General features: G+C 63.0%; 20 protein-coding genes. 17 read left to right on the plus strand and 3 right to left on the minus strand.

What is annotated here, in order from left to right:
* The first annotated feature begins 49 nt into the window (after nt 1–49).
* From CH294_RS26160 to CH294_RS27310, 15 genes are all read left to right on the plus strand, one after another.
* Nucleotides 50–1,345: an AAA family ATPase gene (locus CH294_RS26160; protein ID WP_015586218.1), complete on the plus strand. Its 1,296-nt coding sequence runs from the start codon at nt 50–52 to the stop codon at nt 1,343–1,345.
* A 27-nt stretch (nt 1,346–1,372) separates the two neighbouring features.
* Nucleotides 1,373–1,708 (plus strand): hypothetical protein, encoded by a 336-nt coding sequence (locus CH294_RS26165; protein WP_015586219.1) that lies wholly within the window; start codon nt 1,373–1,375, stop codon nt 1,706–1,708.
* Nucleotides 1,709–2,385: 677 nt separating this feature from the next.
* The gene (locus tag CH294_RS26175) at nt 2,386–2,688 is read left to right on the plus strand and encodes a hypothetical protein (protein WP_032375878.1); all 303 of its coding nucleotides are present in this window, start codon (nt 2,386–2,388) and stop codon (nt 2,686–2,688) included.
* Between the two features lie 343 nt (nt 2,689–3,031).
* The gene (locus CH294_RS26180; RefSeq protein ID WP_032375879.1) at nt 3,032–3,439 is read left to right on the plus strand and encodes a hypothetical protein; all 408 of its coding nucleotides are present in this window, start codon (nt 3,032–3,034) and stop codon (nt 3,437–3,439) included.
* A gap of 151 nt (nt 3,440–3,590) precedes the next feature.
* Nucleotides 3,591–3,911, plus strand: coding sequence for a hypothetical protein (locus CH294_RS26185; RefSeq protein ID WP_015586223.1), 321 nt, complete (start codon nt 3,591–3,593; stop codon nt 3,909–3,911).
* Entirely contained in the window at nt 3,908–4,627 is a 720-nt protein-coding gene (locus CH294_RS26190; RefSeq protein WP_015586224.1) for an HNH endonuclease family protein, read from the plus strand. Before CH294_RS26185 ends, CH294_RS26190 begins: the two co-directional genes overlap by 4 nt.
* A gap of 208 nt (nt 4,628–4,835) precedes the next feature.
* Entirely contained in the window at nt 4,836–5,798 is a 963-nt protein-coding gene (locus CH294_RS26200) for a phage Gp37/Gp68 family protein (RefSeq protein WP_015586226.1), read from the plus strand.
* Nucleotides 5,795–7,189, plus strand: a complete 1,395-nt coding sequence (locus tag CH294_RS26205) for a DNA cytosine methyltransferase (RefSeq protein ID WP_015586227.1) — start codon at nt 5,795–5,797, stop codon at nt 7,187–7,189. The genes CH294_RS26200 and CH294_RS26205 overlap by 4 nt, the downstream gene beginning before the upstream one ends.
* A gap of 142 nt (nt 7,190–7,331) precedes the next feature.
* Nucleotides 7,332–7,943: an NYN domain-containing protein gene (locus CH294_RS26210; RefSeq protein ID WP_157773221.1), complete on the plus strand. Its 612-nt coding sequence runs from the start codon at nt 7,332–7,334 to the stop codon at nt 7,941–7,943.
* A 14-nt stretch (nt 7,944–7,957) separates the two neighbouring features.
* Nucleotides 7,958–9,106: a DUF4407 domain-containing protein gene (locus tag CH294_RS26215; protein ID WP_157773223.1), complete on the plus strand. Its 1,149-nt coding sequence runs from the start codon at nt 7,958–7,960 to the stop codon at nt 9,104–9,106.
* A 79-nt stretch (nt 9,107–9,185) separates the two neighbouring features.
* Nucleotides 9,186–11,600, plus strand: a complete 2,415-nt coding sequence (locus CH294_RS26220) for a DUF4407 domain-containing protein (protein WP_015586230.1) — start codon at nt 9,186–9,188, stop codon at nt 11,598–11,600.
* Nucleotides 11,601–12,004: 404 nt separating this feature from the next.
* Nucleotides 12,005–13,039 (plus strand): protein phosphatase 2C domain-containing protein, encoded by a 1,035-nt coding sequence (locus CH294_RS26225; protein ID WP_157773226.1) that lies wholly within the window; start codon nt 12,005–12,007, stop codon nt 13,037–13,039.
* A 71-nt stretch (nt 13,040–13,110) separates the two neighbouring features.
* Nucleotides 13,111–13,959, plus strand: a complete 849-nt coding sequence (locus CH294_RS26230; protein WP_032392088.1) for an FHA domain-containing protein — start codon at nt 13,111–13,113, stop codon at nt 13,957–13,959.
* Nucleotides 13,956–16,700 (plus strand): FtsW/RodA/SpoVE family cell cycle protein, encoded by a 2,745-nt coding sequence (locus CH294_RS26235; protein ID WP_015586233.1) that lies wholly within the window; start codon nt 13,956–13,958, stop codon nt 16,698–16,700. Before CH294_RS26230 ends, CH294_RS26235 begins: the two co-directional genes overlap by 4 nt.
* A gap of 579 nt (nt 16,701–17,279) precedes the next feature.
* A complete protein-coding gene (locus CH294_RS27310) occupies nt 17,280–17,576 on the plus strand; it encodes a hypothetical protein (RefSeq protein ID WP_139278548.1) in 297 nt (98 codons plus the stop codon).
* A gap of 41 nt (nt 17,577–17,617) precedes the next feature.
* Here CH294_RS27310 and CH294_RS27315 read toward each other — a convergent pair whose 3' ends face one another.
* A complete protein-coding gene (locus CH294_RS27315) occupies nt 17,618–17,875 on the minus strand; it encodes a hypothetical protein (RefSeq protein ID WP_141215472.1) in 258 nt (85 codons plus the stop codon).
* A 123-nt stretch (nt 17,876–17,998) separates the two neighbouring features.
* Here CH294_RS27315 and CH294_RS27645 point away from each other — a divergent pair, with 123 nt between their 5' ends.
* Complete coding sequence (locus tag CH294_RS27645; RefSeq protein ID WP_155289038.1) at nt 17,999–18,169, plus strand: hypothetical protein; 171 nt, start codon at nt 17,999–18,001, stop codon at nt 18,167–18,169.
* Between the two features lie 358 nt (nt 18,170–18,527).
* On the opposite strand, the gene CH294_RS26250 is transcribed toward CH294_RS27645, so the two are convergent.
* The gene (locus CH294_RS26250) at nt 18,528–18,818 is read right to left on the minus strand and encodes a hypothetical protein (RefSeq protein ID WP_032375883.1); all 291 of its coding nucleotides are present in this window, start codon (nt 18,816–18,818) and stop codon (nt 18,528–18,530) included.
* Nucleotides 18,819–19,999: 1,181 nt separating this feature from the next.
* Entirely contained in the window at nt 20,000–20,122 is a 123-nt protein-coding gene (locus tag CH294_RS28040) for a hypothetical protein (RefSeq protein ID WP_255032396.1), read from the minus strand.
* Here CH294_RS28040 and CH294_RS26260 point away from each other — a divergent pair.
* Nucleotides 20,121–20,858 (plus strand): hypothetical protein, encoded by a 738-nt coding sequence (locus CH294_RS26260; protein WP_015586238.1) that lies wholly within the window; start codon nt 20,121–20,123, stop codon nt 20,856–20,858. The two genes, CH294_RS28040 and CH294_RS26260, sit on opposite strands and share 2 nt — an antisense overlap.
* Nucleotides 20,859–21,086: the final 228 nt, after the last annotated feature.

A 21,086-nucleotide genomic window follows, 5' to 3' on the forward strand; every position in this document is an offset into this window, starting at 1 on the left:
CGACCAAAAGTATTCATGAACAACACATTAGAAGAAGAACGGGACAACAATGCGTATCGTCGCACCCGGAGCGGACACCCCGAACCCCGACGCAACACCTTTCAAGGGAACCGAACCGTCATCGCCCGCCCATTGGCCCGGATCACAGATCATGGCCGACCCGATCACTGCACGCGTGCTGTTCTCTGTGTGGTCCGGAGACCCCGTTGTCGTCGTCCCGTCACCACCGGGCGCAGGAAAAACTCGACTGGTCGCGTTGCTCGCCGCCGCCTTGGCCCATCGCGCAGACCTACGGGTGGGTATCGCGGCGCAAACCCGAGAACAAGCCGTGGAAATCGCGCGTCGGCTCGGCGCGCTGACAGATCGAGCAGCGTTGATCTGGAAGGCGAAAGCACCCCTCCCCGACAGTGGAAGCACTCCCGTAGTGACAGGACGAAAAGTGCGGTGGTCGAATGAGACTGGCGCAATTCTCATCGGTACCACGGCGCCGTGGCTCTTCTCGGACCCGGACCGAATCGGTGCCGATGTGTTGATCGTGGACGAAGCATGGCAATGTACCTACGCCGATCTGGGGGCGCTCGGCGCGATGGCTCGACAGGTCGTCTGCGTCGGAGACCCCGGACAGATCGATCCGGTGGTCACCGGAGACGTATCGCGGTGGGAGGGCAGCGAGACCGCACCGAACCTGCCTGCCCCCCTCGCTCTGCAAGCAGCTCACGGCGATTCGGTCGGCGTGGTCCGTCTGCGACACACCTGGCGTCTCGGCGCGAGGACAACGGCCCTCATTCAACCGCTGTTCTACCCCGGCCTGCCTTTCACTTCCCGTCGCCCACCGGAGCATCTGACCGATTCCAGCGGCCCCGGCCTGCCCGAACTCGCGCATCGGCCAGTGCGGGTCATCGGAGGCCCAACCGACCCCGTCCTGGCCACACAGTGCGCCCTGCGCGCGCGAGAACTGCTGGACGCCGATGTGACCACACCGGACGGACAGCGGGCCATGACAGCGGCGGACCTGGCTGTCGTCGTCCCTCATGTCACGCAGGCTGCCGCTGTCCGGGCCTTGCTCTCGGATCACCCCGACGTACTGGTCGGCACCGCAAACTCTCTGCAAGGCCTCGAACGCGCCGCCGTTGTCGTGTTGCACCCGCTTGCCGGGTACCGGACAGCCGAGCCGTTCAATCTCGACCCCGGCAGAGCGTGCGTGATGCTCACCCGCCACCGAGCCCACATGACTGTGGTCATCGATGACGCCACCGCCCACGTCCTCGAACACGCCGAACCATCCCCGGCTCACGCCACCCACACCGGCCTGATGGCCGCACTGCACTGCACGCCCGTCGTGTAGCGATCCCCAAAAAGAAAGGCACACAACATGTCCGACACAAGTATCGAGTACAAGGCCGAGCGGCTATCCGGCATCGAGACGCCGAAAGAACTCCACGCATCGGTCGAGGGACGCGAGCGTCCGCGCATCGGCTACACCCTCGATACCCAAAGCCGGGACAACGGTGTTCGAGCGGCCAACGCTGCCGAAGGGCTGATCGCATACGCCAGACCGATCGGCCTCGAAACCGAGGAACTGACAACGGTGTTCGGAGACTTTCTGAGCGACCTGCGGCACCTTGCCGACGCCGTCGGCGTCGATTGGGACGCCGTAGACGAACGCGGTCAAGACCACTACCGCTGCGAGCTGTACGGGACCGAGTAGGGGACGCTCTGGGGAGAGGAGTGAGCGGCGGTTCGGTGCGCCGGGTCGCTGCTCGCCCCAGGCCCGTCCCCGGCACTGGGTGCGCCGGGGACGTTTTCGCTGCTGAGCCCTAGCGAACTCCGGGTCCGGTGGGTAGTGTCCTGGCGTATCGGCTTGGTGGGTGGTTCCACGAAGCCGCGGCGACGACGACTTCTGTTGTTGTCGGCGTTTTCACCAGATGAGCGGACTGACCATCCGACTTCCGAGAAGTGCAGAGGTGTGTCGAATATGAGAGTCCTCGTCCGGATCGACGGTAGGAATCATGTACCTGCGAGCAGTTCGGGTTCGTCGCGATATTGCGTGGTAGCCGTAGCGCGCGGTGTTGCGGGGGTGTTGGCTGTCTTCGCTGCATTTGCCGGCTTGGCTTGGGCTGCACTGCTGCGCCGGACCGACGATGCCGCCATCGACGGAGATCCGCGTCGTGTAGCGATGGTGTTCGCCGTTTCCTCCGTGGCGTGTGCTGTAGCAACCGGGATCGAGTGGCTGCTTCGACGGCGTAGCGGCGCAACGGATGCCAAGCCCGTTCACAGGGCACGGCCACCGAGAGAGGCTGCGTCGCGCCACCACCGGACTGTGAACTCGAATAGTCGGGCGGCAGGGGAGTTCGACAGGCCCGAGCGTCTGGCCGGTGCGACATCGTGACGAGAAGATTCGCCCCCGCACTTCGGATCGAGGTGATCGTCGTCCGCGATCCAGATGGTCCTACCCACATCCAAGTCTTCGTCGACGGTGTTCCGGCTGCAGCAACACAATTTCACATCGACGCAGGAAGGGGATGGACGTGGGGCGACTGGGCCGACACACGAGACTGCGATCTCGCGGTCATCTCATCCGGAGCGCGGGGAGCGCTCGAAGACGCCTACGACGATCCCCCCGGTGGTGACGCCGTCCGCGGCAGGATCGGTGACTGGCTGGACGGCGCTGAAAGATCGGAAAATTAAGCAGCAGAGTGATATAGCGCCGCGTTGTTGGTCGCATAGCGGCACAGAGACCAGTCAGAAATTGATCGACAGACCGACCATCTGTCCCACAGAAACGGGAGTACCCATGCAATCCTCGATCTCGACAACGCGGCCGCCCTCGGTCGACCTCTCACCGCACGCACGAGCTGCCGGCAGTACCGGCTGCAGCTCGAACAGTAAGGCGCACAGCGCCATCGCCAGCGAAGTCCATCGCCGGATGCAACACGGCCTGTCTGAGAGGTACTTTGCTGCTACTCCGAACGCCGCCGACCGCTTCCGACCAACCGTTCCTGACCATGAGCTGACGGACCACGTTTTCGAGGTGGTTTTCGGATTGCGGTGGCGGCAGGTGTTCGACTTGGCGCGCACCCTCGACGTCGAGTCCGATCTGCTGGAAACCGCACCGGAGACGGTCAGCGCCGCGTGGTGGTGCGCACCCGGCTGGCGGAAAGCGACACATGCTGCCCACACGGCGGCCTGCGGCGACAATCGGCGTCACGAACTCACAGCGACCATGAACCTGCTCGGCGTCCTCGGATGCGGGGCTGCCAGAGTCGCTGCCCGCGATGTCGGCCGAGGCTTGGTCGTACGAGATCTGATCGGTTCCGATTTCACTCAAGAGCACTACGACTACCTGACCGGGCCGTGGCGTCGCAACGTCGGCCCGGTCCATCCCGGCGACCGGCCACTAGACCAGTACCAGACGGCCCCGAACTCGCAACGCTTGTGACACCCGGGCGCATATTGCCCGCCCGGTGCAGCCACAGGAGAACGCTCCTGGGTTGCGATTCAGTGGCCGGCTGTCACAGACCTCACCGCCACGCTATCTACCCCGTGCAGGACTGCGTTTGCTATCGCGCTCACTACGAAAGGACTCCCTGATGGACCCACAATCCGGCCGAGACGGCCTCATCCACGACGTAGAGCGCCACCTCGCGGCCGAAGATGGCCGCCGCGAGGCTCGCACTGTTGCGCTTGCATGTGTCGGCTACGTCGTCGGCATGCTCGCGATCTTCAACGGGGCTCTGCCGATCGTGAAGGATCTGGTCACCGTCAGTTTGGTCATCTCCTTGGCCGGCACGTTGCTCGCTGCCTTCTCGGCTCTGACTCTGGCACTACTGCATCGTTGGTCAGACCGTTCGGACCGTAGGCGGCGCGGAAGCTGCGGGCATGCCGACTTGCCGGCGGAGGCGGTTCGATGAGCGCGCGCGGACGACTCCGCATCGCGGTGCCCATCGTGATGGCCGTACTCGCGGTCGGGACGTACACGTTCGGAACGCACGCCGATCCGCTCTCACGACTAGCGGTGGTCAACACCCCAGACCCAGCCGCGGCGAGCACGCCTGTACCCATCGCGCAGCTCCTCGCTCAGCTCGAAACGGTGGACTCGCTCGCAGACGTCGATGGATACGACCGATCCTGCAAGAAGGGCTCAGGGTGCGTGTTCGGCCCGGCGTGGACCGATGACTCGTCCGCCCCTGGATCGCACAACGGCTGTGACACTCGAAACGACGTCCTGGCAACCCAACTGATCGACGTCGAGTTCAAGCCCGGAACCCGCGACTGCAAAGTCGCAGCAGGGATACTCCACGACCCCTACACAGGATCGACGATCGACGACCTCGGGAAGATTCAGATCGATCACGTGTACCCGTTGGCGAGGGCGTGGGACGCAGGGGCGTGGGCCTGGTCGATCGACCAGCGAACCGCCTTCGCCAACGACGTCGACATCAACTTGCTCGCGGTGGACGGACGTACGAATCAGCAGAAGTCGGACAAGGGAATCGACACCTGGCTGCCACCCAACGCGCCATACCAATGCCGTTACGTCACTTCGTATCTCACCGTGGCCGCGAAATACGACCTCGACATCACCAGCGCCGATGCGCGAACAGCGTCGAGCGTCTGCAGCCAATGACCCAACGTTCGGAGGACGCCATGACCGAAACCGACCCCACCACCGACACAAACGCTGTCCCGCTCCACCCCAACCCATGGATCATCACGACCGCACCTGATCGAAACAGCTACACGATCGAATTGCCCAGCAGGGGGATCTCGTTCGCGATTGACGCCGATCTACGATTCCAGCTCCTCGATGCCCTCCACGACCCGGAAGAGCGATGATGGGCGACGCCACGGCCATCGAATGGACCGACGCAACCTGGAACCCGGTCACCGGCTGCACCGCAGTCTCGTCGGGCTGCGATCATTGCTACGCCCAAACCCTCGCTGAGCGGTTCCGCGGCACACCGGGGCACTACTTCGAGCACGGATTCGACGTCGAGATGCGCCCCGGCAAGCTCGACCAGCCGCTGCGATGGAGCCGGCCACGCCGGATCTTCGTGAATTCGATGAGCGACCTCTTCCATCCAGCAATCCCGGACGACTACATCGCCCGGGTGTTCGCGGTGTTCGCGGTGATCGCGCTCGCCCGCCAGCACACCTTTCAATTGCTCACCAAGAGACCCGCTCGGATGCGGGCACTGCTCCAGTCCGATGCCTTCCGCCGCGCCGTCGACGACGCCATCGCTGGCGTCGTCGCAGCCTTCCGCCCCGCCGATGTCTGGTACCAGAGCTGGCCGCTGCCGAACCTGTGGATCGGCGTCTCGGCCGAAGACCAGAAGACTGCAGACCTGCGAGTATGGGCGCTGCTGGACACGCCTGCAGCTCTTCGGTTCGTCTCTGCCGAACCGCTCCTCGGACCGATCGACTTCACGCGCCTACGACCCAGCAGAATCGGAGGAGCGCTGACTCGCGACGGGCTCCGTTCGGTCGAAGACTCGAAATGCGGCGGCGAGCGCGAACCAGCGCTCGACTGGGTGATCGTTGGCGGTGAGTCCGGCCGCGGGGCACGGCCTATGCATCCGCGATGGGTACGAGAGATCCGGGACCAGTGCACCGCTGCCGATGTGCCCTTTCTGTTCAAGCAGTGGGGCGAGTGGGCACCAGCGGAGGTGATCGCCAGATTCCGCGACTACCACCACTTCGACGACGGCACCGAAGTTCGACGAGTCGGCCGTAAGGCCGCCGGCCGGATCCTCGACCGACGGGTGTGGGACAGCGTGCCCGACGGAGCCGGACGATGAGAGGATCGCTCGACATCACGGCATCGGACTTCTTCTGCGGTGCCGGCGGATCTACGACCGGAATGATCGCCATCCCCGGGGTGAGGGTATCGGCAGCGTCGAACCACTGGGACAAGGCAATCGAGACGCACCAGTACAACCACCAGCACACCGAGCACATCCTCGCGGACCTCTCTCAGATCACTCCGAAGCTGTTTCCTCGCACGACAATCGGATGGTTCAGCCCCGAATGCACCTGGCACTCGAATGCTCGCGGGGCCAAGCGCCTCGCCGCGCAGATCTCGTTACTGTCCGACGACCTACCGTCCGAGGCCGCCGAGCGATCGAGGGCGACGATGTGGGACGTCGTTCGGTTCACCGAGTATCACCGATACGAATTGGTTTTCGTCGAGAACGTCGTCGAGATCTACTCATGGCCTCTCTACAGGCCATGGATCGCGGCGATGCACGCCCTCGGTTACGAACATCGCCTTATCTGCCTGAATTCGATGCACTCATGGACTTTTGGGACACCAGCGCCGCAGTCCCGCGATCGCCTCTATGTGTGCTTCTGGAAGGCCGGCAACCGGGCACCTGACTTCGAGACCGTGGTCCGTCCGCCGGCAACCTGCTCTCGCTGCGGGCCCGTGCGTGCGTTGCAGGCCTGGAAGAACCCAGGGGTGGCTGTGGGTAAGTACCGTAGCCAGTACTCCTACCGGTGCCCCGCACGTGCGTGTGCGGACACCGTGCTCGAGCCCGACTGGCTCCCTGCCTCGACCATCATCGACTGGACCAAGACCGGCCAGCGGATAGGGGACCGCACTCGTCCGTTGAAGCCGAAAACGATCGCACGAATCCAGGCCGGCATCGACCGGTATTGGGCAGCTCCGCATGCCGAGGACGCGAGAGAAGCCGCGGGCACGCTGTTCGAGTATCGGCAGGCAAGATCACGGCCGTCTGAGGGGCGGGCCCCGGTGTTCGAGCCGTTCGTGTCGGTGCTGCGGGGCCAGTCGAAGAATCATCGAACCTCGGAGGCGCTGTCGACCGTATCCGCGGGCGGCCGCCATCATGCGGTGATCACCCCGTTCATCGCAGAGCTGCGAGGTGGAGGTTCGACTGCGCGATCGGTCAGCGACGCTCTCTGCACCGTGACGGCATCGGGTAACCACCATGGCTTGGTCGTGCCCGCTGCCGCTCACCATCGAAAGTCCACACGCCGACCGATCGCTGTCGAAGACCTGTCCTTCAGAATGCTCGACGTACCGGAACTCAAAGGCGCAATGGGCTTCGCGTCGACGTACGTTCTACGCGGGGGAACCAAGCAGCGAAATGTTCGGATGTGCGGAAACGCGGTTACCCCACCGACCTCGCGAGATATCGTGGGAGTCGGCGTGCAGAGCTTGAGCCGTTGACATCGGCCAAACAGTCGTTCTGTAGTTGCATTCAAGGTTCCCGGGCAAAGGGGACGCACCGATTCTGTTGTCGTCGCCTCTCCTCCAGTTTGATCATCGTCAGACCCCGTATATGCGGGTCCTGACGGAGATCGGAGAAGTCATGAGCGACGACCGGGCTAGCCGAATCGATCCATCCAGATTGCACTTGCTCGACATCGAGAACATGGTGTCCGGCGACGTTTCCGCTGTCCGATGCTCCGCCTGGTGGGCGGACTACGTCACCGATGTGGGTGTCGGAGAGCGTGACCAGATTACGGTCGCCGCAGCCTGGCGACATGCCGCGCCGGCATTCTTCGCCGTCCCGGCGAACGCTCGGCGTATCGGTGTCACGTCCGCGCCGGATGCCGCGGACCTCGCGTTGCTCGATTCGGTGGATGTGGGCAGGGTGGCTCACCAGCACGATGAGGTGATCATCGCGTCCGGGGACCACATCTTCGCACCGCTTGCACGCGCGCTCCGGGCTGCCGGCGTTCGAGTCGTTCAGGTCGTTGCCTCCGGCGTCGGTGTGAGCGCCGAACTGTACTGCAGCTGTGACGATCTGATCTGTCTTCGTGGATCGGACCGTGTTGTCGAGGCGCATAACGCGCATTCGACGAGCGCAGCGCGGCGTGGCCCACGTGCGTCCGAGCGCAGCTCGGGTGTCGCCGTGTTCGCAGCGCGGATGGCCGATAGTCGGCCGCAGTTACGGACTACCGATCGGGCAGCGCAATGAGCGGGGAAGGCAGCGTGACGTCCTACGACGACGAGGAGCCAACGGTCTATCCGGACGGGTCGGTCGGCGGCGGAGTCGAGCGAGGGGGTGAGGAATTGAGCGGCCAGTACGGGCCGAGTCGTTTCTCCCAGGCGCTCGTGTGGTGCGCCGGCCCGACGTACGTACGTACTGCGCCCGTTGGTACATGGACTCTGCTGCAGAGCGTCGGAGTAGCTGGTTTGTTCTCGACAATGATCGTCGCGCTGAGCGCGACGATCATTGCGGGGCTTGCCGACATGGGTCCTGTGTGGGCATCGATCGTCAGCGTCGTTGTTGCCGCCCTCTACTTTTCGTATCGCCGCCTCGTGGTGGCGACCGTGGCGTCCACCGTGTTCGCGCGGTCGCGACGAACCGGATCGCATCTCGTCAGTGTGGCCGTCATGGCGTCCGTGAGCGTGCTCACTGCCGGGACGGGTTCCTGGGTGTTCGGGATGGCGATCTTCGGGCAAGAGGTTCGCTCTCAGGTCGCGGTGAACGTGGCGATGCATCAACAAGACGACTTGAACGAGTGGTACCGCAGCCGAGAAGCCAACCGTGATGTCGCGTCGAGGATGTACGCCGAGCAACTGTCGCAGCCTGCGCAGATGCGAGACAGCCTGCAGGACGCAGTCTCCGGTCTTGAAATGCGCGAAGCCGGGGCCTGGCAAATGGTGATGTGCGAGATGACGTCTTCACCCGATTGTTTTTCCGGCACAGGCGAAGTAGGAATAGGCCCTCGGTCGGTGGCGGCCAATGAAGAGCTGGATGCTGTCACCACTGAGCGCACTTCGGCCCAGCAGCGGCTTGCCGAGTACACCGTCTTTCCGGTGCCTGCCCCCTTCGACGCAGTCCAACTTGCAACGTGCGGATACTCGAAACAGACGACCGAGTTGACGCCCTACGATTCCGACCGCTGTCAGGGCATGCTGCTGGTCGAATCGAGCGTCGACCAACTCGCCCCGGAGCACCCACCCGCGCGCTCGAGCAACGGGCTTCTCCCGCACCTCGAGGCATTCGGTTCCTTGCTGTGGAACTCCGAGAACGCGGGCCCGGTCTGGCTCGTCGTGGTCGGGCTGTTCTTCGTTCTGGTCAGCGTGGATCTCCTACCTCTGTTGTTTCTCGTGCAGAGCGGCCGACGCGGATGACTTCTAGTTACTTCAACACCTGCGACCATCGTGATGCCGATCCCGTCGGCGTTCAGCAGCATTCGGAAAGGCCACGGCCATGACAACCCCCACCCGACCGGACACGATCACTCGACCCGGCCCCATCGCACGCTTTCTACTCGGTTGCTGCGGTGCCAACTGGATGCACATCAAGGAAAAAGCGGAGCTCAACTGGTACTGCAGCCTGGGGATGTCGGTGATCGTGACCTCGATCATCTCGGGCATTTCCGCAGTGCTGCTCGCTACCACTGGCTACTCGAATCTGCCGCTGGCGCTGGTGATTGCCATCGGAGTGGTGTGGACGATCGTCGTGTTCAACGTCGACCGCCTGATCGTTTCCCGGCCGCTCACCTCGTCGCGGTGGCGGAGCAAATTCAGCCTGTTCTTCGTGCGCTTTCTCCTCGCCGCGGGCATCGCGATCTTGATGGCCGAGGGCGTTGAGCTGACGCTTTTCGACGACGAGATCTCAGCGCAGGTCGATCGAGACAACAATGCTGCAGCAGTCCGGCAGCAGAACGAGTACAACCAGGCTCGGCTCGATGCCAAGGCATCGGCAGAGCAGAGGTACAAAGAGCAAATCGAGTACCCGAACACAGCCGTCGACCGTCTCACGGCCTCGGTCGATGCCGCGACGAAACAGGTCGAGGACGCGAATCGCGTGCTCAAGTGCGAATCAAACCCGGCACCGGACTGCGAGACGGGAACCGGCATCCCGGGGCTCGGCGCAGAAGGACAAGAGGCCTCCGCTGCAGTCGCGAGAGCGAACGAAGCGCTTCAGCGAGCAGTCGCTGCGCGCCAGGACTACACGGTGATACTCAAACCATCAGGCTTCACCGCCGACCAGTTGCAAGCGTGCGGCCAAGGACCGACGAGCACTGACCTGACACAGCAGGCCATCGATACATGCCAAGCACAGATTCTGGTCAGCGAACAGGTCAACGCTGTACCGGTACCCAGCGAGGCTGACACCAGCCAGAACGGGCTACTGCGTCGGATCGTCGCGCTGTCCTCACTTGCCTCCGGAGAACACGGAACCACTATCTGGGCAGTACGCATCCTGTTGTTCATCGTGCTCGCCAGCATCGATCTGGTGCCGTTGACCGCGAAGTTCGTCGGCGGCACCACCGGTCATGACGCGCGGGTCCGCAAGGACAGCATCGACGCGAACAACGAACTGGCCGAGAAGATCAACGACTCTGTGCACGCTGTTCCACACTTCCTGGAAAAGCAGAGGGGATGGAAGAAGCCCGCGGCCGATCAACGCCGCGCGTTCTTCACCGACGTCTTCGAGAAACAAGCCGACGACATTCGGGGGCGCTGGCAATCCCCGACCAACGCCCGTGACGATGTTCTCGATGAGCCGGAGACACTCGTCGACCCGGACTCCGAACCGACGAACGGTGTCGGACCCGGATACGTCCTCCGAACGACTGACGGGGACAAATTCCAGCTCGTGGAACCACTCCCGGACGCTCGAACACGGTGGTACGACCTCTGGCTGTGCACCAGAAAAGATCGTGAGGACGAAGACCAAACGACTCGGGAGGAATACTTCGTAGCCAAGATCGGGAAAATCGATCCTGCGTTTGCGCCGGCCAAGCAGCCAGCGTTAAAAGGGCTCGAACGCGACGTTCTCGCTCGGCTCATTCCGTTGGGTCGGCACCATGTCGTCGACATAGTCAGTGGACAAGACGTGCAGCTAGACGACGATTCCGAGAGACCGTTCATCGTCATGAGGCACTACCCGCTAGGCGATATGAAGAAGTACGTGGAGGACCGATGGGGTAACGAAGTGCCGATACTTCCACTGCTGGAGTTGATCCACCAGACGCTGGAAGCTCTGCTCGTGACGCACCGCGCCGGCTTCCTGCACCTCGACATCAAGCCTGCCAACGTCCTTGTCGACTTGATCAATGGAGAACCTCACGCTGTGCTCACCGACTTCGGTATCGCCGGAGCGACCCGCGCATTCGATCAAGCAGGGTTCACCGACATGGACTCCACCTTCACCGGCACGTACAACTACGCCGCGATCGAACAGATCCTCCCGGGGCGCGGACTCGGCCATCAAACGGCACTGTGCGACCTGTGGTCAGTGGGCGCAATGGTCTATCGGCTCATCTCGGGGGCGTACCCGCGTGACTTCGCCGAGTCCCGTTGGGTCGACATGCCCCTGCTCGACAACGGCAAAGTCGACCGCCGATCGGACGAGTACCGACGGTGGCTGGAAAAGACCAGGCCTGACGCGCCCCGGCTGGACGTCATCACCCCCGGTGTGCCTACGCCGCTTGCTGATCTCGTCGAACGATGGCTATCGAACAACCCACTCGATCGAGTTGATCGCACTGCTCTGACGTTGGCCGAGGGTGAGAGCCTGTCCGACCCCGGTGCGCTGCTCGAGAACCGCGGTGACGAAGCCGTGATGTCGGACGCTCTGGCACGCCTCGGCTCGACGGTCAGGGGCATACGATGAACAAGCATCTACCACTGAGAGAGGCACGTGCGATGGTCCCCAACTCTTCGCCAGTTCCGCCCGCGAAGATCGGGATCCGCGAGGCACTGCGTACCCGGATAGCCTGCGCTGCGTTGTGGATCGTTTTCGTCGCTGTGCTGGTCTTCGGTGTGGGGAGAATCGACTTCGTCCGTGACAACGCCGCACTGGCAGTCTTTCTCGTGGGAAGTGTTGTCCCACTGATGGTGTGGCGGTTTGCTGGTATTGGCATTTCAGACCTGAAGTATCGCCGCGAACGTGGGCAAGGGCTTGGGTCCCAGGCCGGTGCTTCATGGACCGATCGCGAGGAACAGACAGAACACGATCCCTTCGATCCTGTGGCGCAATCACAGGCCGCCTCCCCCCGCCGCGACGATCGGAATGACATGTCTCGCAACCTGTTCGACTTCCACGATGAACGCCGTCCGGAGCGAACACCGGCACCGCAACCGTTCGGTCCCGACCGGGTGCTACGGCAAGCGAGTCCGGACGATTTCAGTGCGCCTCGTGCAACGGTCAACCCGGACAGCCTGACCGTCACCCGTCACGTTCCACTCGGCGGTGAAACCGACTCTGTGCAAAGCGAAATGACCGATATCGGTGTGCCCCCTGCGTCTCGCGTAATCGATCGTGGCGAGCCCAGTACGAGTACGAGCACCCGAGGCGGAGCCCTTGACCGGTTGTTCGGCCGATCGACGGACCGGATCGATACCGAGGAATCGACAGTAGGTCGAATACTGTCGTTTCCCGGCGGCGGCGGTGGCGCACTCTTCTTCGACGCCGACAGCGCGACGGACGCCGGCCCGCGCAAAGAAAATCAGGACTGGGCGATCCTCAGCGGGTCTTTGCTGGGTATAGCCGATGGGGTCGGCGGGCGGTCTGCCGGCGGTCAAGCATCTCGCGCTGCGCTGCGGGCAGTCCGCGATGCGATCGAGGAAGACGGCATGAGTCTGGCGTCGGCGGTTACGCGTGCGAACACCGACGTCCGCGCGCGCCAGGACGACGACCCCGCGGATCGAGGAAGAGCAACGACTCTGGATATCGTTCACTTGGATGAAACCGGCTATCTGTACGGCGCCCATGTCGGTGACAGCCGCGTCTACATTCTTCCTGCGCGAGGTCGGCGACTGAGAAGATTGACGGCAGACCATTCGACCGGCAACACGCTCACACGCAGTATCGGTGGTGCGCGGTCGGTCACGCCCGATGTGTGGGCCCACGAGGCAGAACCAGGCGACATCGTGCTCGTCGCCACGGACGGTCTGTGGAAAGGCTCACTGCACGAGAATGACATCGAATCAACGTTGGTGGAGGCGCGACAACGCTCCACGATTCACATCGCAGAACGCCTCGTTGAGATTGCCAAAACCGGTGCGACCGACAACATCACAGTGATCGTGGGCCGAATCCAGCGCGCGTGAACTACAGAATCCATCGGTTCTGTTCGTGAAGGCCGTAGCGCGTCATGCTTTCCTCGACCGAGGAGGAAAGCATGACTGCTCTGATCATCATCGCAGCACTGGTCGCTACAGCCGCTGTCATTGCGAAAGTGGTTCGGACCCAACGCGCACAGGGCACTTTCGCGGGGAACGCTCCTCGCGCCGTCTCCAAGACGGTGCAGGAGCGTCTTCGGGTTCCTCTACCCACCCCCGAAAACGTTAGTGTCCGGGTTCTGGACAAGATCGTGAGCGGTGCGATCGGCACCGCTCGAACGAAGTTCATGCCGGTAGGCGTGCTCCTCGAACTCGCTCCGGAGATGTATGAACGCGTCGTGCCGATCTGGGTGCAGTTCTCCCGTGAACTGGGAGAAGATCTCGCCGCCCGTGCTGAAGCAGAATCGTGGAACTACTCCGGCGTTGCGTTCTCCCTCCGCGCAAACCCGGCTCTCGGCCGACGAGATGTCGAGGTAGTACTTCGCTATCCCGACGGCGACGACTCTCCGACCGACCAAGTCGGCGACGTCCCTCGCCGACCGCGCGGCGAGGACGACATCACCGATGTCGCGCCGGGTGACGCCTCCGAGCTGTGGTTCGCCGATCTGCCCGACGGTCGACGCGTCGCTCTTCGCAAGGGTCGGCGCTACGTGGTCGGCGCATCCTCCACATCCGACATTGTCGTTTCCTCGCGGACCGTCTCACGGGCACACGCTGCCCTGCGCTGGCATCCCGCCGCTCAGGTGGTCGAAGTCGAAGATCTCGACAGCACCAACGGCACCTGGCTCGACAACAGCCGGGTGGCCCCCCGCGAACCGAGGGCGGCGACGTCCGAGTGCGTGATCCGACTGGGAAAGCACGACCGGATACGTCTGGTGAAACGAAGTGCCTCGGGGGCGTCGAGATGATCGCCGACATGCTCGCGACGCTGTCCGTACTGGCGCTCACAGTTCTCGCCCTCCTGCGGGTACACACGGAAGCGGTGGCGACTCGACCAGCAGGTGGCGGCGCACCCGGTTTCAGCGGCGGGCAGAGTTCCAGCGACCTCGCGGCTCTTGGGGGACCTCCCGCGCTGGTGCTGACTGCAGCAGCCCAGCTGGGTTGGTCCGTGCAGCATTCGTTGCTCTACGTCGCGGCGGCAGCGGTGGTTCCGATCGTGTTGTGTGCGTTCGTTCGGCGCGTTGTGGGCGCATCCGCCTCCCTCGTGATCCCAGTCGCCGCCTGGACCCTCACGTGCCTCGGTGCCGTGACGGCGGAGAGGCTCTATCCGGGTAGCGGCGTCGACCAGGCGCGGTGGGCCTTGGTCGGGGTGGCCGCGTTCCTCGTCGCTGCGTGGATCGGCAGTACGTGGAACACCACCGCTCGCTCGATCACGGGGACAGGCGTAGCGGTCGCAGGTTGTGTCGCACTGACGCTTCCCCTCATGCCCGGGATCGGCGTACTAGTCAACGGTGCCCCTGGTTGGATATCTGTCGGGCCCTTCGTCGGACAGACGGGCGATCTGGCCAGAATCCTGATCATCATCGGATTGGGATCGATGCTGTATGCCGCAGGACCAGCGCTGCGAGCGGGAAGGGTTACGCCCGCGTTGCTAGCCTGCTGGCCGGTCGCCTTCGCCGCGGCCCTCGGTGGCTACGCATCCGACCTCGGTCCGGTACTCGTGCTCACCGGTGCAGTAGCAGTCATGCTGATCGTGTGCGGCCCGCCACCGCGCGTCTGGATCGGATTTACGGCCGTCGGTACAGTCCTCGTCGTCGCAACCTTTTTCGGTGTGGGAAAGCTCCGCGCCCGCATCGACCAGATGTTGAACCCCATCACGTCCGACGGACAGCTTCAGAACACAGGCGCGGCACTTCGGTCGTTCGCGACCGGAGGCTGGCTCGGCACCGGCTTCAACAACGGATCCCCGCTCGACGTCGCCAACGTAGAGAACGACTTCGTCCTCGCCGGCATCGGAGAGGAACGGGGAGCGATAGTGGTCATAGCAATCTGTTGCCTATTCGGTGCCTTGGTCACCGCCTGCTGGCTGTCGGCAATCCGTGCCACCAGCGCAGGGCCACGCCTGATCTCGACCGGCCTGGCAGCCATGGTGTCCGTGCAAGCCCTGTACGTCACGCTCGCCACCATCAACAAGGTGCCTGTCACGGGGATGGTCGTCCCGTTCCTCTCCAACGGAGGAAGCTCGCTGACCTGTATGTGGATCGCCGTCGGGCTTATCGTCGGCATCGGATCCCACCGCTGGCGGCCGGTTCCAAGCGTCCCCGAACTCCGCGTTGTCGCACGCGTCGACCGAACGAAGTGGGCGATCCTCGGACTGTGGTTGATCGTCATCACTTTGGTTGCCTGGCAAACCGTCGTACCCGAAGTTCCCGCACGAACCGCAGCCCAGGATGCCGCGTCACGAAACCCCGGCCCGGTTGTCTTCCGCGACGGGACGCCGTTCCTCGTCCCATCGACGATGCGTGACGCGACCACCGATGCCGACGTGCAAACCCGCACCCTGGAGTCGTCGATACCGCAGCTCAACGGAGACATCGACGCCGCCTACTTCGTCGCCACGAACATGAGCGCCGGCACTTGCTTACGACCATGGCTGGAACACCTTGTTGTGAAGAAGGCATGCGAATCACCGACAATGGTCACCTCCCTCGATTCAGCGGTCCAGACCGCTGCCCGCGACGGTCTCGAAACCCGCGGATACGAAGGGGACGTCGTAGCCTTGGACCTCAAGGACGGCAGTATCCTCGGCCTCTACTCACACCGCTCGGACCAACACTCCTATGACGCCGGCTACCCGGCGGTGTATTCGCAAAGCGCACCGGGATCGACGTTCAAAACCATCGTCGCAGCCAGCGCCCTGAGCGCAGGACAGAACACCACCACGCCGGTTCGCGACGAATACACACCCCCGGGCGGGGTCGGCATCGTCCACAACGCCGGCAACATCGAAGGCGGCGGCGATCTGACCCAGGCACTTGCGGAGTCCAGTAACACCGCATTCGCCGAGATCGCCATCCGAACCGGTCTGCAGTCGATCACCCAGATGACCGCGGTGCTCTCCGCCGATTCCGCCGACTTCCCGACTCACCCCGGCATCGTCGTGGGAGGCGTCGGCGACGACCCAGATGCGCTTGCGCGCACGGGATTCGGTCAGCAGGACGTCCGCGCATCACCGTACGAAATGGCCGTGGCGGTGGGCCGACTCGCGACGAACGGAGCACTACCCCGCGCGCGGGTGCAGCTAGGGCAATGCACAGACGACCAGCTGGATGTCGACTCCGTTACGTCGCCACCGGCAACCGCACTCGTTCTCGACAACCCGGTTACCGGACCCGTGCTCGACGGTATGCGGGCGGTCGTGCAGGACGGACACGCAGGCGAGCTCGGGATTCTCGACATGCCGGTCGCCGCGAAGACCGGCACCGCGGATGACGACCGCGGTTCCTACGACGGCTGGGTAGTCGCACTCGCGCCGGCAGAGAACCCCGAAATAGTCATCGCCGTCCGAATCTTGGGCGGTGAACAGTCGCCTCGATCCGGTGCAGCGGATGCCGCTCCCGTCGCAGCCGAGGTAGCGGTGGCGGCAATCGACGCAGTACGAGAAGATATCGGCCCGTGTCGCAAACCACAAGGAACGCAGGGAAAATAGTTCATGACGGCAACGAATTACACCACGGTCGAAGTGTGGGCCTCGGACATCGTCAAGTACCGAGATGACGGTGCGAACAACAGGCGCGTCCCCGTCGTAAGGTTCAGCCCGCCGAAACAGGTCGGACCTGCGATCCAGCTGGAGGAAGGGGACCGCCTCGAAATCGGTAGGCCCACCAAGAACGTCACCGACGGATACAGACGACTAGATGTGCCGGATGCACATAAGGCGTTCTCTCGGAACAGTTTTTTGATCACGGAGAGGGCGGACGCGACGCAGGTTAGGACCAAGCAGCGCGGAGGCTGCCATATCCAGTGGTGGGGTCACGCAACCGCTAGAGCGCTGAGAATGAACGAGAATTTTTTCGTGACAACGGACCCCACGTCGTTCCGAGTCGATTGCTCGGGACCGTTGGAACGCGGTCAAACGACATCCCACGAGCAGGCAGTCTGGGTGCTCGTACATCCGGGCAGGGTGCATCGGTTGCCACCGACGTCCCCGAACTATGTTCCGGGCGAATTAGAAACCGGTCTCACAGCCGGAGAAGACCCGACTGACCAGTACTTCTACCCAAAGGTCGTGCCGGGGACCAAGGCGCATCGGGAGTATCTGGCCGCACTCGATCTAATCGAATGGCACTTCAGCGATCTTCTGGAGTGGCCGCCGCGTTTCGAGCCTTCGGCGAGCAGGCCCGGGCTCTCTGGCGAGCGTCAGAAGGTGCTGCTTTTCCGTCACGCCCTGACCCAAGTCGGGCACCACGTCGATGCCGACGCCATTCACGCTCTCCCGGATTCGTTTCTACAGTGGATCGTCGCGCACAACATGCTGTCGTTCCACGATCATCGGCAAGACTCGCGCCTGGGATCGCTCGACTAGAGCGATCCCCGATCACTGTCCGGGCGTATCGCCGTGTTCTGTCAAGAATGCGGGCGAAACACACTGACTCGGCACGGCTGTACGACCGCAGTGATCAGGGCGTCCGCCAAGGTGGGATCGCTCGCAGGAAGCGATCCCACTGCAAGCACCAGCCTGTTATTTCGAGTGACGTCTCGCGCCGCCCACGTTTCCGGGAACGCTGCCATGTCGTCCTGACCGTCGGCCGACTCGGCTGCACGATTGGTCGTCCGCGCTCCGCCGTCGAACGCCGGCCGAACCACACACCCAGACGCGAGCATTACAGCCAAGCACACCTTCGCAACTACCTCGGCGCGTCCGGACCGGGCTACGAGCTGCTGGGACGCCGCCTCTATCAGATCAAGAAACTCCTGATCTCCGTCGCCGAGTGAGGTCAAATATTCGTGCCACGGCTGCGCGTACGGACGTTCGGTCAACGCGACTCGTCGAGCGCGTGCGAGTTGCTGTTCGAGGACGAGATCAACGGTAGCGCGGCGCAGTTCGATCGGACCCCGAACATCAACAGCGTGAACCCGAATAGTGTTGTTGCTGTGGGCCGCTACCGGATCCCGTGAGACGTGGGAATGGATACGAAAGTTTTCGGTTCCGGTGTGGATCACAGTGCAATCGTCCCCGGCCGAGTCGGTGCTCAACAGGATCGATGAGTTCTGCTCAGCAATTCACGACGGGTCACTGTTGTTGTCACGTGCGCGACGTCGAGGGTCGTTCAATCAACTACGCTGGGTGGGCAATCCTCTTGCAGGGCTATGGGGCGGGGCTGCGTAACTGTGTCGAGCGACGGCTTCCCCGCCTGGCGGCAAACCAGCTCCAAACCGGGTTGTCGAGCGATGCAGTTCGATCAGGTACTTGGCAAGCCCGGCGAGCTCGTCGCGGAGACGCAGAGACCGAGACCAAGGGGCGGTCACCTGCTAGCTAGATGCCTGCGATCACGTCGTCGCGAAGCGCGTCGGACGACTTAGTGAGGCTCTGTGCTGCGGCAGCAAGTGCTCCTGAGATCAGTCTGAGCTGGTTCCCTTCAGCAGGTTGCCCAGCCTCGGTAGCTGCAGCGTAGGTGTCGAGAACGAGAGCTAGGCGAGCCAGTTCTTCCTGCGTTTGCGCAAGGTCTCGCTTGGTGCCGTCCAGTGTGGACTGCAGAGATTGAATGCGGAGGCCGGCGTCGTGGATCGTAGAACTGGCCTGGTCCAGCGAACTGGTGAGCGTCATGCCCGCGAGAATACATCGCGAATACGAGGTCGAAATGGGAGCTATCAACGCTGTTGGTGGCGGAGCGGCCGCGCCGTGGGCTATCCAAGGTTCGAGTAACTGATGGGTTCGTGGCCGTCCTCTGGCCAGGCAAGCGCAATGTATTTCTGGACGTCTGTCGAGGGTCTATCGAAGCGGTATGAAGCAGGTTGTACCGTCGCGCTGTTCTCGGGCACCCCAAGGCCGAGGTTCAGATTGAGTGCCCCGAATTGAACTGTTGCACCGCATACCTCGTCGTCAATTGTTTGGTTGATGACGCCGATGGATTCTGGCGTGCCCTTGGGATCGACTCGGTGCCTTCGAGCGTGCAGTCCCCATCGATTAGGGAACAACGCTCCGCGCCAAAGAATATCATGGAGCGCAACCCCTGGTTGTGTCCTGACTGACTTGAGGGGTGTGCCGGCCGCACCGAAGGAGCGTGAGGCCACGCCCCCGAGAACGAGTTTGAGGAGCCAAAGTTGTAGTCGTGGTCCACTGAGAAGGAGGAAATGATCGTCGGCCGGCCCCAGGAAAGGTGCTGTCGTGCTCGCCAAGGACAACTGCATGTCCCGTACTGCCTGAAAGAACTGTCCTGCAATGGAATCCAAAGGTGACAATGCATTGTTGTGGTGCTCACAGAGGATCTTCGAGGCTAGTGCTTTTGTGCCTACCGATTTCGATGCTCCATGCAGCCACGGTGCGCCGCTGAGCATGGGTGCTTTTCCGTCGATGTGCAGCTGCCGGTGAATGTTGGCACTGATCCAATGCTCTCTACTGATCTTGTCGGAACAGTCTGCTCCTGCCTGGCCGAAGCACTCGGGGTGTGCGTAGCCAGTGCGAGCATCGTTCAGGAGGGGTGGCGGTTCCGAGACGATCCAGCGACCGGCTGCAGTCGCATGGCAGGACCGCGTCCGCCGGCGGGATCCGCAGAGGCAGGCGTCCTCGAGATCGGGTCCCACCCGTTTGGTACTCCGCTTGTATCCGGAGGAGGTGAAGACGGAGTCGTCGAGAAGAGGAAAGGGACGGGGCACCTGAGCGATCCTATTCCGGCATTGGCTTCGGACAGGGCGCACCCGGTCCCCGGCACCGAGTGCGCCGGGGACAATTGCGGCCGCTGCCGGGTTGCGTCTTGTCGATAGATGTGATCCCAAACGCTTTGTTTATCAACGTGTTTCGATGACTCCTACGTCTTCCAGTGCAAGTGTTTCGATGGTAGATTCAGAGGCGTTCTGTTGATCGGCGGACTGACCATCCGTCACCCGAATTGAGAGGCTGAAATCTGCCATGACATCGATCGTCGATTCAGTGTTGCCAGTTGCGTCCGTGCTCGAGGTGGTCTTCGACAACGGGTCTCTAGGGGGTGCTGACTGGTCGAACCGGGCCGTCGTGCTCGAGGCCTTGCCAGAGCCCCTGGTTGCGGGATACCCCGCAGAGGGGGCCTATGTGCAGATAAGTGATGGAAGCGGCGGTATCGCCGCGTCGGGATGGTTCTCGGTGGACGAGCGCAATGCCACCGAGACCCATGCAAGCGTTGCTGTCGTGTGGCGTGAGCCGTTGATGGCCGTCGAGCACACCTACAAGAGCTGGACGGGGTTGGTGCGTACACGTGACATCTCACCGGTCACGGTGTCACCTGGGGCCGCTCCCGCGTGGTTCGGTGAGTATGTGCGGCCGATCCACGAACGGGCCGCCGTCGAACGGACCTTGCAGGCCGTACGCGAGAGCGCCAATACCGAGCGTGCGAACCATCGCGAGTGGGTCAGGCGGATGAGCGAGTCCGCGTGCGAATGGGCGGACGAGAACAGTCTGTGCAGCGAGTTCGAGAGGTTCTGCGAACAGTGGGGGCTCGAAGGCCGAGAACGTGACTTCGATGTAGAAGTGAATGTCACGGTTGCATTAACAATGACGCGATCGGCGCGTAGCCAAGAAGATGCGGACGAGGCCGTAGATCTCGACGATGTACGGCAGCATCTACGAGACAATTTCTCGTATCTCGATGTGAATTTCACTGTGGGTGAGTAGTAGTCGCACGGGAAGTGGGGTACGCGCAGCGTGCCCCACTTCCCGGTAGCGGTCTACTTGGTCGGGGCGCGCAGCGGTCCGAAGGTGTACTAAATGCGAAAGATGTTGGAAGACAACCAAGATAGGTGATCCGTTGGCCGTTGGCGCGCAGCGCCCGGCAAGGAAAGACCGCAATAGGCCGCCTTGGCGGCCGGCTTCTGGCGGTGGGCGCGCAGCGCCCACCAGAGC

The sequence above is a fragment of the Rhodococcus sp. 14-2483-1-1 genome (assembly GCF_002259335.1).
Taxonomy (GTDB): Bacteria; Actinomycetota; Actinomycetes; order Mycobacteriales; family Mycobacteriaceae; genus Rhodococcoides.